This window comes from Dysgonomonas termitidis (assembly GCF_042654545.1).
Lineage (GTDB): Bacteria > Bacteroidota > Bacteroidia > Bacteroidales > Dysgonomonadaceae > Dysgonomonas > Dysgonomonas termitidis.
The window spans coordinates 38439-52624 of sequence record NZ_JBHSGN010000002.1; the positions used below are offsets into that span (position 1 = coordinate 38439).

The 14186-nt window shown below is 40.9% G+C and carries 13 protein-coding genes; 5 read left to right on the forward strand and 8 right to left on the reverse strand.

What is annotated here, in order from left to right; all coding sequences use genetic code 11:
* The first annotated feature begins 12 nt into the window (after positions 1-12).
* Positions 13-993, forward strand: a complete 981-nt coding sequence (locus ACFO6W_RS00245; protein WP_379993297.1) for an alpha/beta hydrolase family protein — start codon at positions 13-15, stop codon at positions 991-993.
* A 77-nt stretch (positions 994-1070) separates the two neighbouring features.
* Entirely contained in the window at positions 1071-1640 is a 570-nt protein-coding gene (locus tag ACFO6W_RS00250; protein WP_379993298.1) for a DUF1287 domain-containing protein, read from the forward strand.
* A 5-nt stretch (positions 1641-1645) separates the two neighbouring features.
* On the opposite strand, the gene ACFO6W_RS00255 is transcribed toward ACFO6W_RS00250, so the two are convergent.
* The 5 genes from ACFO6W_RS00255 to ACFO6W_RS00275 all read right to left on the reverse strand — a co-directional run bounded on the left by ACFO6W_RS00255 (position 1646) and on the right by ACFO6W_RS00275 (position 6189).
* Positions 1646-2602, reverse strand: a complete 957-nt coding sequence (locus ACFO6W_RS00255) for a tetratricopeptide repeat protein (protein ID WP_379993299.1) — start codon at positions 2600-2602, stop codon at positions 1646-1648.
* A gap of 488 nt (positions 2603-3090) precedes the next feature.
* Complete coding sequence (locus ACFO6W_RS00260; protein ID WP_379993300.1) at positions 3091-3567, reverse strand: hypothetical protein; 477 nt, start codon at positions 3565-3567, stop codon at positions 3091-3093.
* 184 nt (positions 3568-3751) lie between these two features.
* The gene (locus ACFO6W_RS00265; protein ID WP_379993301.1) at positions 3752-5251 is read right to left on the reverse strand and encodes a PspC domain-containing protein; all 1500 of its coding nucleotides are present in this window, start codon (positions 5249-5251) and stop codon (positions 3752-3754) included.
* A gap of 12 nt (positions 5252-5263) precedes the next feature.
* On the reverse strand, positions 5264-5599 hold the full coding sequence (locus tag ACFO6W_RS00270) for a PadR family transcriptional regulator (protein WP_006798402.1): 336 nt from the start codon (positions 5597-5599) through the stop codon (positions 5264-5266).
* Between the two features lie 8 nt (positions 5600-5607).
* Positions 5608-6189, reverse strand: coding sequence for a PspC domain-containing protein (locus ACFO6W_RS00275; protein ID WP_379993302.1), 582 nt, complete (start codon positions 6187-6189; stop codon positions 5608-5610).
* Positions 6190-6576: 387 nt separating this feature from the next.
* Here ACFO6W_RS00275 and ACFO6W_RS00280 point away from each other — a divergent pair, with 387 nt between their 5' ends.
* Positions 6577-7704, forward strand: a complete 1128-nt coding sequence (locus tag ACFO6W_RS00280; RefSeq protein WP_379993303.1) for a GyrI-like domain-containing protein — start codon at positions 6577-6579, stop codon at positions 7702-7704.
* A gap of 77 nt (positions 7705-7781) precedes the next feature.
* Here the strand turns inward: ACFO6W_RS00280 and mtgA are convergent, their stop codons facing one another.
* Positions 7782-8522 carry a monofunctional biosynthetic peptidoglycan transglycosylase gene (gene mtgA, locus ACFO6W_RS00285; RefSeq protein ID WP_379993304.1) on the reverse strand — a complete coding sequence of 247 codons (741 nt, stop codon included), beginning with the start codon at positions 8520-8522 and terminating at the stop codon, positions 7782-7784.
* Positions 8523-8722: 200 nt separating this feature from the next.
* Positions 8723-10060 (reverse strand): NADP-specific glutamate dehydrogenase, encoded by a 1338-nt coding sequence (gene gdhA, locus ACFO6W_RS00290; protein WP_379993305.1) that lies wholly within the window; start codon positions 10058-10060, stop codon positions 8723-8725.
* A 183-nt stretch (positions 10061-10243) separates the two neighbouring features.
* On the opposite strand from gdhA, the gene epsC reads away from it, so the two are divergent.
* Together epsC and ACFO6W_RS00300 are read left to right on the forward strand one after the other, a co-directional pair.
* The gene (epsC, locus tag ACFO6W_RS00295; RefSeq protein ID WP_379993306.1) at positions 10244-11062 is read left to right on the forward strand and encodes a serine O-acetyltransferase EpsC; all 819 of its coding nucleotides are present in this window, start codon (positions 10244-10246) and stop codon (positions 11060-11062) included.
* A gap of 27 nt (positions 11063-11089) precedes the next feature.
* A complete protein-coding gene (locus ACFO6W_RS00300; protein WP_379993307.1) occupies positions 11090-12613 on the forward strand; it encodes a TlpA family protein disulfide reductase in 1524 nt (507 codons plus the stop codon).
* Positions 12614-12813: 200 nt separating this feature from the next.
* Here the strand turns inward: ACFO6W_RS00300 and ACFO6W_RS00305 are convergent, their stop codons facing one another.
* Entirely contained in the window at positions 12814-14115 is a 1302-nt protein-coding gene (locus tag ACFO6W_RS00305) for a redoxin domain-containing protein (RefSeq protein WP_379993308.1), read from the reverse strand.
* Between the last annotated feature and the right edge of the window lie 71 nt (positions 14116-14186).

The following is a 14186-nucleotide window of genomic DNA, read 5'->3' on the forward strand; positions in this document are numbered from 1 at the left end:
ATTATCCTGATAATGAAATATAAAAAGCATCTTAAAATAGGGCTTGGAATATTAATTGCAATATTTATACTACTAAATGTTGCCATTATTGCCCAGGCATATAGTCTGTCCCATTTCGATGAAAATGCTAGGCCGCTTACACTCGACTATAAGCCGACATTCTTCGAGTCGGTTAAGATTGCAGTCAGCGGGCTGGACCTGGCCAGGCCACGTACAAAGACATATCCGTTGCAGCCCTACGACTCTCTTCGTATTCCAGCAGGAGAAGGCCGGCTTCTGGATGCATGGCTGTTGCACACGGATACACTGAAGCGGGGACTGGTAATTGCATTCCATGGATATATAGATGAAAAATCATCGATGCTGGATAGGGCAGAGGTATTTTTAGATATGGGCTATGATGTACTGCTTGTAAATTTTATGGGCGCAGGAGATTCGTATGGCAACCAGACTACACTGGGCTATCTCGAAGCGGAGAATGTGAAATTTGCGCATAGCTATGCTGTTAGTCAGCTTCAGGAAGAAAATATTATCCTGATAGGTTTTTCGATGGGTGCAGTCGCCATAATGAAAGCCCAGGCCGATTATAACCTGCTGGTAAAAGCTCTTGTACTGGAAGCTCCATATGCTACATTTCAGGAGACAGTGAATGCTCGGCTCGACAAGTTACAGATGCCACACTTTCCCATAAGCAAAATGTTTACTTTCTGGTTTGGCAAGATTAACGGGTTTGACGCATTTGAAGCTAATCCGCAGGATTACGCGCAGAAGATCCAAGTTCCGGTATTACTTATGTGTGGGGGAAAAGATCCCAATATTCCTGAATCCGAAACGGAAAGAATATTCAGCCGGCTTCTCTCCAAGCATAAAGAGCTGAAGATATTCCCTGATTCGCCGCATGAGAGTTATTTGCTGAAATATGGCGATGAATGGTGCAATGTTGTTTCATACTTTGTGAATAATCTGGAGAAAATGAATGTGTATAGTGAGTAAGGCGGCTAATTAATGATGACAAGTCTTATAGTGTATTCCATAACTAAGCTACGCATGTGTATATGAAAAGATGGCGGATGATACTTTTGTTTTCTCTCATGAATCTGTGCATTTATGCTCAGCAGGATGACTTTTACAAGCGGCTGTCAGCAGCAGCTATAGAGCTGACAAAAGATAAAGTTACTTATGATCCCCGTTATTATTCCATCCCTTATCCTAATGGAGATGTGCCTTCCGGTAAAGGTGTATGTACCGATGTGATTATAAGGGCATACCGGAAGTTGGGTATAGATTTGCAGCAAAAGATACATGTGGATATGAAAGCCAATTTTGGCAAGTACCCCAGGAAATGGGGGATGAAGGCCACAGACAGGAATATTGATCACCGCAGGGTTCCCAATCAGGCTACGTATTTCTCGCGTTTCGGGATTGTACTGAAAATATCGGATAAAGGGAGTGATTATTCACCCGGAGATATAGTGACATGGGATCTGGGAGGAGGAGTCACGCATGTTGGGATCGTTACCGACCGGAAGTCATCGGATAGTAAACGCCCGCTGATTGTTCACAATATAGGTAGAGGCCAGGTTCTGGAAGACTGCCTGTTTAGTTTTTTTAGAATAACAGGACATTACCGTTACAAATAGCATGGCTATTTATATCTGGAGAGAGGTCTGAGTTTCTTTATCGCTTTTCTTACGGTTTCGTGTGTGTCGAACTTATTTTGCGGGTCAAGATGTAGTATTTTCCCATAGTCATCCAATGCCTGTTTGTATTCTTTTTGCGCTTCATAAACTGAGGCCCGTTTTTGATAGGCGTTTATGTTTGTGGAATCCAGTCCTATAGCCTTATTGCAGTCTGTCAGGGCTTTGTCATATTCCTTTTGCATGATATACGCTCCTGCTCTGTTGCTATACGCTTTTATGTTGGTAGAATCTATAGCTAGTATCTTGCCATAATCAGAGATAGCCTTATCGTACGCTTCTTTAGCCAGATAGGTATTTCCCCGGTTAGTATATACATCGATAATGTAGGAAGGATTTAGCTTAATGGCTCTGTTGTAATCTTCGAGAGCCTTATCGTACTCGCCCAGTTCTTCGTAGATAATACCGCGATTGTAATAAGCGTCTGAGTAGTCGGGATTCAGTTTAAGGGCTTTGTTGTAATCTAATATAGCCAGGCTGTCTTCATTGATAATCTGATAAATGCATCCCCTGTTGTAAAATCCTTTCGGAGAAGTGGAGTCTATATCTATTATAATATTGGCATACTTTATCGCCTTCTTATAGTTTTCCAGGCTAAGATATTCATTACTTATAAAAGTATTCCCTTCTATCAGTAGTATATTTTTCTTCCGGAGAGTGATAAGGTCTTCGTCAGCATTTATACGTTCAATGATTTCTTCAAAGGCTTTAATGCGTCCTTTATGATTATCCAGGCTATCCATAACCCGGTTCATCCGGTATCTGAATTCTGCTATATGTTTGTCTTGTTTTATTTCCTTATCGAAAAGTCCACATGACGACATGCATGCTGAAAGCAGAAGGATTACGATGTAAATACGTGATTCTAAGAATATTTGTAATGTTGCGTTTTTTATCTTTATCATATCTAAAACCTGAAATTAATAAGCCCGTCTAGTCTCGATATATTGTAAAACAAAGATATTAAAAAATTATATATAATGTGACAATGCGATAATCTGATATTATCATTTCTGTAAATATTATTTCAAAAGCTTATCGATAGTATAATTCTGCTAGCGTTTAGCTGATAGTTTGTCACTCCTTGAATTGTCATTGCCGGGGCCAAATGTTTAATTATAAATGTGTGAAAAAGTAAAAGCATCTAGCCTCACGGATAAATGCTTTCTGATTAGTAGTGTTATTTTTTTATCTAAAATAAAAAGTACTATGTGTATTATGCTCTATATATATTTAACGCAAAAAAGACTGATGTGTTACATCAAATCAATTATTTGTGATTTTTTAATGAAACTCTTATTGTTACTTAATTATCTAAGTATTTGCGGTGATGGGAAAAGAGGTTTTCTATAGCTCTTTTTATTCTGTAATATTCCGGTATGTTTATGGAGCGTTAGTGTGTGAACAAACCACGTTCGAAAATGTCCATAGTATTGGCTTTCAGTATCTTATTCTTGTCTATCTTTAATTCTTGTACAACTTCATCTTTTATGTCAGATACTATATAAATAACAGAATCCTTACAGGAAAGTGTTTTTATTCCTTGCTTGTCATCCATTGTGAAATAGTTCTTATCTATTGTTTTGTATATGCCTTTTAGCGGTTCGGCATAATTTTTATAATAATAATAGGTCTTGTCGTTTTTGAACTCATAACTCACCTTATAAGCCTTGTATCTGTTATTGATGTAATCTTCTATTGTTTTCTTTAAAGAAGGATCAGTAACGTACACCTCCGCTTTTGTTTCTGTATATATCCAATGCCCTTCTATGCTTTTGGCATAGGCACTCTCTTCCCTGTCACACGACGACAACAGAACCCCCAGAGTTAATATTGATATTAAAATGTACTCTCTATATTTACCTTTCATAACCCAAAAATTAAGGTTATTTCACAAAATTATATATTATAAACGAAAAAACCTCCGTTTTGTTGTGTTTTTTTAATGAAAATCGGGTAAAATTTCTACTTTTTACCCGATTTAACAGATGGAACTAAATCCTATTTATTATCAAAATGAAAAAACGTTTCACCGAAGGATCTTGAGGAACAGCTCAATCAAAATCAAAATCATAATGATAACCAAAGCAATCATAGCGGTTGAATCTTATAGAATTGATATGATAGGACTCTTTAAGGGGTGTTTCCATGATCACTTTCTTGTTGCTCGGAGCAGTAACAATAACCTCAAATGATTCCAGGTTCCACTTGTCTTTATTATTATACCATTTCGGGTTAATAGTAATCAGCGAGTCGGTTATATTATAATCCAGGTGTAATGCTTCAGCTTTCCTTTTTGCTGTAATATTGTTGTCGGCATAATCTTTCTTGAGTATTTCCACTTTGTAATCTGTCAAAGATGTATCTTGTTTGACTTTTATATATGGTAGGATGCAAACCTGTCTGTCATTCATTTTTTCCCCTTTGTAAAACATAATCGGGTTTTGCGGTTGAGGGTTTGTAGTCAGATATTCATCTCCAAGCTTTATAATCAGGGTGTCTGACTTTGTGTTTACAGGTAAATGCTCTACAGCTTCAGCCTGTTCTCTATGTGAATGGGCAAACTTGATACTCTTATTGCTGATATATACTACTGCCCCTATCCATATCACCAGTCCGATGATGAAGCTGACCAGCGTCTGTGATGTGAATGATGAGCGACGTAATATTTTAATCAGTAAGCTGAGCAAAGCTCCTATAGGAATTAACGTTGCCAGTACAACAGCTATTTTCAGATTGATGGAGTTGTATCCAAGCAGCACCAGATAATTATTCAGCCCAAATAATTCTGTATCCATATAGAGCCATACTAATGTGATAATCATACTCAGCATGGTGAAAAAGATAATAATGGCAAAGACCCCGACAATGATATTTATTATTATATTGAGTATGGTTCCTATGGCACTGCCCTTATACTTTCGCGGAGCAGGCTGGGAGCGGTCTTCTATATTTTCAATGGAGGGATCGGCTCCGGTCATGGATAGTTTTTGATTGAATGTCCTTGCCACCGGCATGACTATCCATAGCACAATGTATGCCAGTACGATTGTTCCCACTACTTTGAATGAAAGAAAGCTGAAGAGGAATACAATACCTGCCAAAAAGATACGGACTGCTGTAGGGTCAATCTTGAAATAATGACCGAAGCCGCTGCATACACCGCCTATAAGCTTGTTATTTTCGTCCCTGTACAGTTTCTTTTTAAAGAAATTAGAAGGATCATCTCTGTTTTCACTATCATGGTAGGATTCGTTTTTAGGCATGCCTTCTTCCGTTTCTCCGGATACGGCTTCATCGAAATCCTTCGGATTGCCCATTATTTTTGTGATTTCCTGAGCATCGGTTATCGATACTACGCCGTCATTTCCATTGATTCTCATTTGCAGTAACTCACTGAGGCGCGACTCTATATCTGCAATGATCTCATCAGCTTCCGGATTTCCGCTGAAATGCCTTCTTAAAGCTTTCAGATAACTATCGAGGACATGGAAAGCATCTTCTTCAAGATTGAATGCCAATCCGCCTATGCTCACTCTTACAGTTGGTTTCATCGTATTTCGGTTTTATTTGTTTCTGATATTGTCTATAACCCTGACCAGATCTGTCCATACGGTATCGAGTTCGTCTAACACGGCACGGCCTTTATCTGTGATTGTATAATATTTCCGCGGAGGTCCTTGTGTAGATTCTTCCCAGCGATAACTGAGTAATCCCTGATTTTTCTGGCGGGTAAGGAGAGGGTAAAGTGTTCCTTCTACGACGATCATTTCCGATTCTTTCAGTTCGTTGATAATGGCCGATACATAAGCGTCGCCTTTCGACAGGATGCTGAGGATACAGTATTCCAGTATTCCTTTGCGCATCTGGGCTTTTATGTTGTCTACATTTATTGTTTCCATATTGTATATTATTTGCGTTGTGATGTAAATTTTCTGATATTATCTGCTGTCGGGGCATACCCTCTTAGTTCCAGTTTCTGGGCTATGGTTTCGGCTCTCGGCGATACGATCCACAGAATGAAGTAAGCAAGAATGGTACTGCCATAGGCAAATGCCAGTGCTACGAACAGCAGCCTGATGATGGTGACATCTACTCCTGTATATGTTGCAATTCCGCTACATACGCCAGCCAGCATTTTGTCGTCCATGTCGCGATAAAACTTTTTGTTCCCCTTGGAGTATTCTTCTCCCGGATCATAGCTGCTTTGCGATGAAGCCTGGTTCTCATTTTGGTTTTTGGGTTCCACTTCGCCCAGGTGGTCAATGACAACTTGTACAAGTCTCATGTCTACTACCTGATTCGAAAATTTCATTTCTTTCTGAAATATTTCGGCAACACGCGCTTCCACGTCTTCCATTACTTCACGCGCTTCTTTTTTGTCGGAAATAGTTTCCTCGAAACGTCTCAGGTATTCTTTCAGTCTGTAATAGGCATCGTCTTCCATTGTGAAGTTGATCCCTCCTATGCTAACTTCTATAACTTTTTTCATAACCTACTATTATTTTATGCCACTTATTATATTATACATTGTTGTTTGTATTGCAAATATATAAATAAATATTAGTACCATGCAATACATAATACTGTATGAATTTAATAGTTAGTAAGTATTATTTTGATTATTAATTAATTATGCGTTTAATGTTTTCTTATATTAACTTTATTTAACTTTCTTGTTGGGGAGTATTCTTGCTTATTACCATATTTCGCAAGAATGGACAAGCGATAATAAAGACATATTTTATACTTTTGGTTGAAGAATGATTGTCCAAATATGGAGTTGAATAAATTAGCTTATGAATCAGGATACTATGATTATTTGGAATTTTTGTGGATTTACTAATCATAGACGTTGAATAAAGAAAGTCTGCCTGATATGGGAAACGAAATATGTCAAAGTTGTGGAATGCCGATGGCGGCAGTAGAGCATTTTGGAACAAATGGAGATAAAAGTCCGAATGAAGATTTTTGCTGTTTCTGTTTTCAGAATGGAAAATATACAGATGACTTCAGTTTTGATGAATTTGTCGAGGACTCTCTGCAATATCATGACGAAGCTGAAAAACTGGATGGGCACACCCTTACATTAAATGAGGTAAGCTTAAAAACAAGAGTGAAACTGCCAGGTTTAAAGCGCTGGCAATCTCATCAGTTTACACATCTGGAATATTACAAATCGGTAAATAAAGCTGTAGACTATATAAACGATAATCTGTCCACAGTCATTAGCCTCTCCGGTCTGGCGGGCATAGCCGGGCTTTCGAGTTTTCATTTTCACCGGATATTCAGGGCTGTAATGAATGAAAACCCCGGCGATTATATACAGCGTTTACGATTAGAAAAAACGGCATTTAAATTGCATACTACGCGATTATCACTGGCTGATATTGCAGAGCAGGCAGGCTATCAAAGTCCTCAGGCATTATCAAAAGCATTTAAAAAGAGATATGGCATTACGCCATCGGCCTACCGCATGCAGTCCGACGATCTTACAGTGTCGATGGATAGCCCTGTGGAGAACCTTTTTTTAGAACCTGAAATAAGGAAAATAGCGTCGAAAGAAGTGTTCTACCTGCGTGTGGCAAATCCTTACAAGCAGGCAGACGCATTTCTCAAGGCATGGGATAAGCTGGTCAGTATTGTCGGTGTGAACGGGATACCCGATAGTAACCATGAATATCTATCATTAAGCCGGGATATTTCTACTATAACAAGTCCTGAGAATTGCAGGATATACACATGTATAAATGCTGAGAGTGCTGTTAGACCTGGTGGGCGCCTGGGACGGCAAACAATAGAAGGCGGTTTATATGCGGTTTTTACTTACCGGGGGACGTATAAGGATATGGATAAGGTGTATTGTAACATTTACCGGTACTGGATACCAAAGAGTGAATATGAATTACGGGACAATATGTCTTTCTCCAAATTCCTGAATAGCCCCGTGCTGGTTCCTGAAAGTGAATTACTGACGGAAATATATATTCCTGTCAGTAAAATTTGAGGAAAACCTCAATATTTAGAAGGTACTTATCCGGCTAGCTTCTCCAACTTCTTTCTGTTCGTGTTTCCATAACGATGCTATTTTTTAGTGTTCTTTTTAGTACTTTTCTTTACATCTTTTTTGGGTTCGGGTTCCTTGTCAAAATCAACCGGACTTACTTTTCCCATCAAGTCCAGTATCTTTCCCTGACGCTTTATAATATAAGGAGATGGCTTTGCCGAACTGAACCGTATGGGATTGGGCAATGTAGCGGCTATCAGGGCAGATTCGCCTGCAGTCAGTTTTTTTGCTGTTTTTTTGAAATGGGCTTGTGCAACGGCTTCCGCGCCATAAATATTTTTACCTGTTTCTATGGAGTTGAGATATACTTCCATGATTCGTTCTTTGCCCCAGATGGTTTCTATGAGGAATGTGTAGTAGACTTCCAGTCCTTTACGGATATAGGAACGGCCTGACCAAAGGAAAACATTTTTTGCCGTTTGCTGGCTGATAGTGCTTGCTCCCCGCTGCCGTTTGCCTTTTTCAGCTTCGTTCATAGCCTTTTCTATCTGGTCGAAATCGAATCCCGAATGGTCTAAGAATAAATTGTCTTCGGAGGCGACCACAGCCAATGGCAGGTATTTGGATATTTCACCGAGTGGAACCCATGTATGTTTGCAAACGACCTCCTCTCCCGAAAAAAGTTGTGTCGCATTGTTCCATATCATGAGCGGAGTATAATACACAGGTACAAATTTGAAAACGATAACTTGTAATATGCTGAATACAAACAGAAATATTACGATTCTCTTTATCCATTTAAAAACCTTTTTCAGCATATTTCTTTATATAAAAAGGGTGATTATATTTTTTTACTTTGAAACGCAAAGTTAGTGACAATTATTTGAGATATGCAAAAATATATGCTGTAAAATTAAGGGTAAATATTCCGGTATATAGCCAGTCTCTTCATAAATCAAAAAGCCCCTTGGATTTCTGCATCCAAAGGGCTTTTCTCACTCGATTGATTAATTAGTAGTTATACAACTCCCTGCGCAATCATTGCACGGGCTACTTTCATAAATCCCGCAACATTAGCACCTTTTACATAGTTGATATATCCGCCATCCTCTTTTCCGTATTTCAGACTCTGAGCATGTATGTTTTTCATTATCTGATGCAGCTTTTGGTCTACTTCCTCCTCTGTCCATTGCAGATGCATGGCATTCTGGCTCATCTCCAGCCCCGATGTGGCGACACCTCCGGCATTTACAGCCTTGCCCGGAGCAAACAGGGTTTTCTTCTCGATGAAGAAATCCACAGCTTCGGCGGTACATCCCATATTAGATACCTCGGCTATACAGGTAGCACCGTTGGCAACCAATGTTTCCGCATCTTTCAGATTCAGTTCATTCTGTATGGCGCATGGTAAAGCAATATCTACTTTCTGTTCCCATGGTTTCTTACCTGCAAAGAATTTAGAATCAGGATATTTATCAGCATATGGGGCTACGATGTCGTCACCGCTGTTGCGAAGTTCGAGCATGTATTCTATCTTATCGCCGCTGACACCATCCGGGTCATAAATATATCCGTCAGGTCCGGAAATGGTAATTACTTTAGCTCCGAGTTCCGTCGCTTTTGTGACGGCACCCCATGCTACATTGCCGAATCCCGAAACGGCAACGGTTTTTCCTTTCAGGTCTATATTTTTGGCTTTGAGCATTTCGTTCACAAAGTATAATGCGCCGAAACCTGTAGCTTCAGGACGGACTAGCGAACCTCCATATTCGAGTCCCTTGCCGGTGAAAGTACCTGTGTTCTCTCTTGCCAGTTTTTTGTACATGCCATACAGATAGCCGATTTCGCGTGTGCCGACACCAATGTCCCCGGCAGGAACATCTGTATCAGGGCCTATATTGCGCCAAAGTTCAAGCATGAAAGCCTGGCAGAAACGCATAATTTCGGCATTCGATTTACCTCTCGGGCTGAAATCGGAACCTCCTTTACCGCCACCCATAGGCAGTGTAGTCAATGCATTCTTGAAAGTCTGTTCAAATCCTAAGAATTTGAGTGAGGATAGGTTGACAGATGCATGGAACCGCAAGCCTCCCTTGTAAGGGCCGATAGCGTTATTGAATTGTACACGGTATCCCAGGTTTACCTGAATATCGCCTTTGTCGTCTACCCATGCTACACGGAATGTGAAAATCCTGTCGGGTTCCACCAGACGTTCGATAATACGGTTTTTTTCAAACTCGGGATGCTGGTTATATACATCTTCAATTGATACAAGCACTTCTTTTACAGCTTGCAGGAATTCATGCTCGCCGGGGTGTTTCGCCTCCAGCTCTGATAAAATGTTATTTATTTTCATGATTTAACTATTAAATCGGTTCTTGACTATACAAATATATAAATAAACAACGATTTTAAGTAATATTTTGTTTTGTTTTTCATATAGAAATACATGATTTAAAACATACAAAAATTAAGGAGAATCATAATTCCTGTTTTTCTGTATTTAATTATTACATTTGTTGTTTTCAAAGCTGAAGTTATGACTAATATATACGAAATTGCGAATAAACTGAGAGCCGAGTCAAAGCACTTGCCGATCAATAGAATTGAACTGGAAGATGCGCTGAATACACTGATCCACAGAGTCCTGTTCCCGATTTGCGATCAGGAGAAGTCCAGAGAGAAAAAACTGTATTATTTTTATTCCATTCTGGTGGAAAATATTGCCGCGTTGTCGGATAGGAAAACTGCGGAGGCGATGGTTGATAAATTCATATCCGGGTTGCCGGAACTTCAGGATAAGCTGTATGACGAAGCGGCTGTCTACTTTGAAAATGACCCAGCCGCCAAATCGATAGAGGAAGTTATTCTTACCTATCCCGGTTTTTTCGCACAGGTGGTCTATCGTATTTCCCACGAATTTTATAAGATGAATACGCCTATTATCCCCCGGTTATTTTCCGAATACGCACATTCGAAAGTGGGTATAGACATCAATCCGGGAGCGGAGATAGGGCGGGCTTTTTACATCGACCACGGAACAGGGATCGTGATAGGGGAGACTACAATTATCGGTAATAATGTAAAAGTTTACCAGGGAGTTACTCTGGGAGCATTATTTGTAACCAAAGGCCTTGCCAATGAAAAACGGCATCCGACCATCGAGGATAATGTGGTTATATATGCCGGGGCGACTATATTGGGGGGTAAAACCGTTGTTGGGCACGATTCCACAATCGGGGGTAATGCCTGGCTGACAAAAAGCGTGGTACCCTATTCACTTGTTCAGCAGAATTCAGAGATAAAGATACATAATACACTTAATGCGGGAGAACATATTATCGATTTTAATATATAGTATTCACACCCATAAAAGCTATTAACCATGAGGTCGGGAATGATAAAGTCTTTTATATGCATGCTGGCATGCCTTTTTTTTACAGTAGCCAACGCGCAAACAAGTAATCTTCTGCCTGCTCTGCCGATAAAATACGGTATGGCAACTCTTTCCGGAAAAATAACGGGTAATATGCCGGATGGCCGGAAAGTAACGGAATTGGAGATGATGATTAACAGGCCCGTCTTTGATTTTGTAGCCTATAAAATTCCTATAAAGGACGATGGCTCTTTTAGCCTTAGTATTCCTGTGTTTGTAGTGAATGGTTGTATCATAAGGTCCCCCCTGTTTCAAGGAAATCTTTACATGGTACCGGGCGAAGAAACAAAGCTGGAAATAAACTTTGACGAAAGGGGAGAAAGCCATGTGACCGTTAATGGCAGCCTGAATATTACCGCCTACGATACCATGAATATGGGACCTGCCTTATCCGCCATTCTAATGAATAAGCCCGATAATCCCGATAAAGATTGCAATATGCCACACGATGCATATGCGAAGTCTGCAAAAGAGCTTACCACATATTTACTGGAGGAGGTAAAAAAGGACGCCAAGCTGTCTGATAATGCAAAGACGATTGTTGCATATGAGATGAAAGCATTCCTTTCGGATGTACTATTTCTTGAATATGAAGATAATATGCATTTGAGATACCGGGGACTACATGCCGATACACCGGAAAGTGAAAGACCTGAGTTTAAGCCGCAAAAGCCGGGGATAGATTATTACGCAGTCTTCCAATATATGAACTTTAACGATCCTCTTTACTTTTATTCTTCTTACTTCCAGATATTTATTCAGAAATTATTGAAGGACGCAACTCTGAATATCCAGCCAATAGAAGAACTGGCGCCGGAAGAATGGCTGACCCGGATAAAAGGTGCCTTGAAAATAATTACCGGTACCGATAGTGGCCTTTTTTATGATATGGTTGTTGCGGGTATTTATGCCAAACAGCTGAATGCAATGAATCCATTGACCGAAAAACAGAAGAAGAATGCTGAGGGCTATTTTAAAGACAGGGCTTTTGTTGAGATGTTATTAGCCGAGAATGATAAAGTGGTTAAAATCATAGAATCGAGAGATAAATCATCAGGGCTCGTTATAAACAAAACACCTGCTGTGGCAAAAGAGGAATTAATGGATATCATCGTAGCTAAATATAAAGATAAGGTGGTATTCGTTGATTTCTGGGCAACATGGTGCGGACCTTGCCTGATGGCCATGAAGCAGGCCGAACTTGTGAAATCGGAACTGAAAGATAAAGGTGTGGTTTTTGTTTACATTACTAATCCTTCATCGGTACGTTCCACATGGGAGGAAAAAATTCCAGAAATAGGTGGAGAGCACTATTATATAACTGATGAAGAATGGGGTGCCATACTCGAGCAATTCGATTTCGAGGCTATCCCTACTTATCTGATATTCGACAAAAACGGCAAACTGAAAAGAAAGAGTATTTCATTTATGGGTACGCAGAATATGAAAGCATGGATTGAAGAACTATTTTGATTATCATTTGTTTATTCAACCTTACGCCGCTGGCGCGGACTTCCAGTCCGTGCCTTGCTTGATAGAGCAAAATGTTTGCTACGCAACACACAGACGGGACGTCTGCGCGAGCGGGGGAAAGGTATTGGATATAAACTTGAGAATAAAGTCAATTTAGCTTTCCCAGAAACATTTTTTCATGCAGAAGATTTCTAAGCCTGCTAATTCAATATTCCCGTGTCTGCCAGCCTTGCGTATCGTCCCTGCAAAATCCCCTGTCCGTCTATCACATAGAAGGTCGGCGTGCCGATAACCCCGAAGGTGGTAAAATCCGTTCCGCCAAAACCCCGGAAATCACAATATCTGGCTTTCCACGGGAAAGTCCCGGATGTATTCTTAAAAACAGCTTCGTCCTTGTCTGCCGCCACAGATACCACTTCATAGCCTTTCTCCCGCAAGAGCGGATAGTTGCCTTTCAGTTGCTGCATCTCGTTCTCGCAGGCATTACAGCCCGATTCGTAGAATACCAGCAGGGTTTTGCCTTCGGGTAGTTTGCCCTGCGACAGAGCCGGAGCCTTACTTCCCTTCCTTATCTTCAGTAGTGTATAGACTGACGCAACCTTTCCCTCAGGTTCTTTTATACGGTCGTCATTCAGCAGGAAGAAGGCAAACTCTATCTGCTGGTCATGCCAGCCTTTCTTTTCACAAAACACGATTACCTTTTCGCACAGGGCCGCGTAGGCTTCATCCGAAGAAATGCGGTTGACCAGACGGATCATATCGGAGATAAATGCCGGGCGGTTTTCTTCTTTGTAGCTGTACCAATCCATAAGCTGCTCCAGCACTCCCGCCCAATGCCCTGAGGTGTAAAGCGCCTCCGGGTCTAATCTGTCCAGTACGAAATCTTTCAGCAACCCGGCTATTTCCTCCTGACCGGAAGCCAGGACAGGAGGCAGCCCCCTGGTAACATCCACAACCTGCGCGAAGCGTGCCGCATAGAGGGGATTAGCTGCCGTCTCTTCCTGCAGGAGGGTATAAGCCTGCTCCTGATTCTGTAGCTCTGTGTTAAAGATGGAAAGTAATTCGTTATTGTCCTTATATGCTTCTGCCGCCATACGCATGGCGTCTATCCTGCCGAGGATATCCTGCTGGCGGCGGTAACGGCTGTTCAGGTAAACGTTCTCCCGCGTACCGGTGTAGACAATCGTTTCTTCCGATGGCTGGGCTTCAGGACAGGAGACCGAGAAATTCTCGCCGCCCGCGAAGATCATATCCAGTCCTCCGCCACCGGTGAGCTGCCACTGCGTCATGCCCCGGAAACCGTTCATCCTGTCCGGCAAAACGAGCTTTGCCCTGCCTTGCCCGTCGAGCGTCCCGGTAGCGATTGTATCTTTTCCCTCACCGCGGAATGCCCGGAAATGCCACTTCTGCCCTGCAAAGTGCGGGAAGTTGAGTTCCACGCTCTGGCTGTAGGCAGCGGCTATTGTGAATGTTGTAAAAACCAGTAAAAATATACGTCTCATTTATTCTTCTGCTTTATTCATTGTTTTAAGTTCTTTATCTCTTATCATTTAATAGGCAGGCTTATCGTCTA

Coding starts and splice junctions, on each gene's coding strand:
- gdhA (WP_379993305.1), bottom strand. CDS start 10,060: ATGAAAATAAATAACATTTTATCAGAGCTGGAGGCGAAACACCCCGGC.
- ACFO6W_RS00245 (WP_379993297.1), top strand. CDS start 13: ATGAAATATAAAAAGCATCTTAAAATAGGGCTTGGAATATTAATTGCA.
- ACFO6W_RS00250 (WP_379993298.1), top strand. CDS start 1,071: ATGATACTTTTGTTTTCTCTCATGAATCTGTGCATTTATGCTCAGCAG.
- ACFO6W_RS00260 (WP_379993300.1), bottom strand. CDS start 3,567: ATGAAAGGTAAATATAGAGAGTACATTTTAATATCAATATTAACTCTG.
- ACFO6W_RS00265 (WP_379993301.1), bottom strand. CDS start 5,251: ATGAAACCAACTGTAAGAGTGAGCATAGGCGGATTGGCATTCAATCTT.
- epsC (WP_379993306.1), top strand. CDS start 10,244: ATGACTAATATATACGAAATTGCGAATAAACTGAGAGCCGAGTCAAAG.
- mtgA (WP_379993304.1), bottom strand. CDS start 8,522: ATGCTGAAAAAGGTTTTTAAATGGATAAAGAGAATCGTAATATTTCTG.
- ACFO6W_RS00270 (WP_006798402.1), bottom strand. CDS start 5,599: ATGGAAACAATAAATGTAGACAACATAAAAGCCCAGATGCGCAAAGGA.
- ACFO6W_RS00300 (WP_379993307.1), top strand. CDS start 11,090: ATGAGGTCGGGAATGATAAAGTCTTTTATATGCATGCTGGCATGCCTT.
- ACFO6W_RS00305 (WP_379993308.1), bottom strand. CDS start 14,115: ATGAGACGTATATTTTTACTGGTTTTTACAACATTCACAATAGCCGCT.
- ACFO6W_RS00280 (WP_379993303.1), top strand. CDS start 6,577: ATGGGAAACGAAATATGTCAAAGTTGTGGAATGCCGATGGCGGCAGTA.
- ACFO6W_RS00255 (WP_379993299.1), bottom strand. CDS start 2,602: ATGATAAAGATAAAAAACGCAACATTACAAATATTCTTAGAATCACGT.
- ACFO6W_RS00275 (WP_379993302.1), bottom strand. CDS start 6,189: ATGAAAAAAGTTATAGAAGTTAGCATAGGAGGGATCAACTTCACAATG.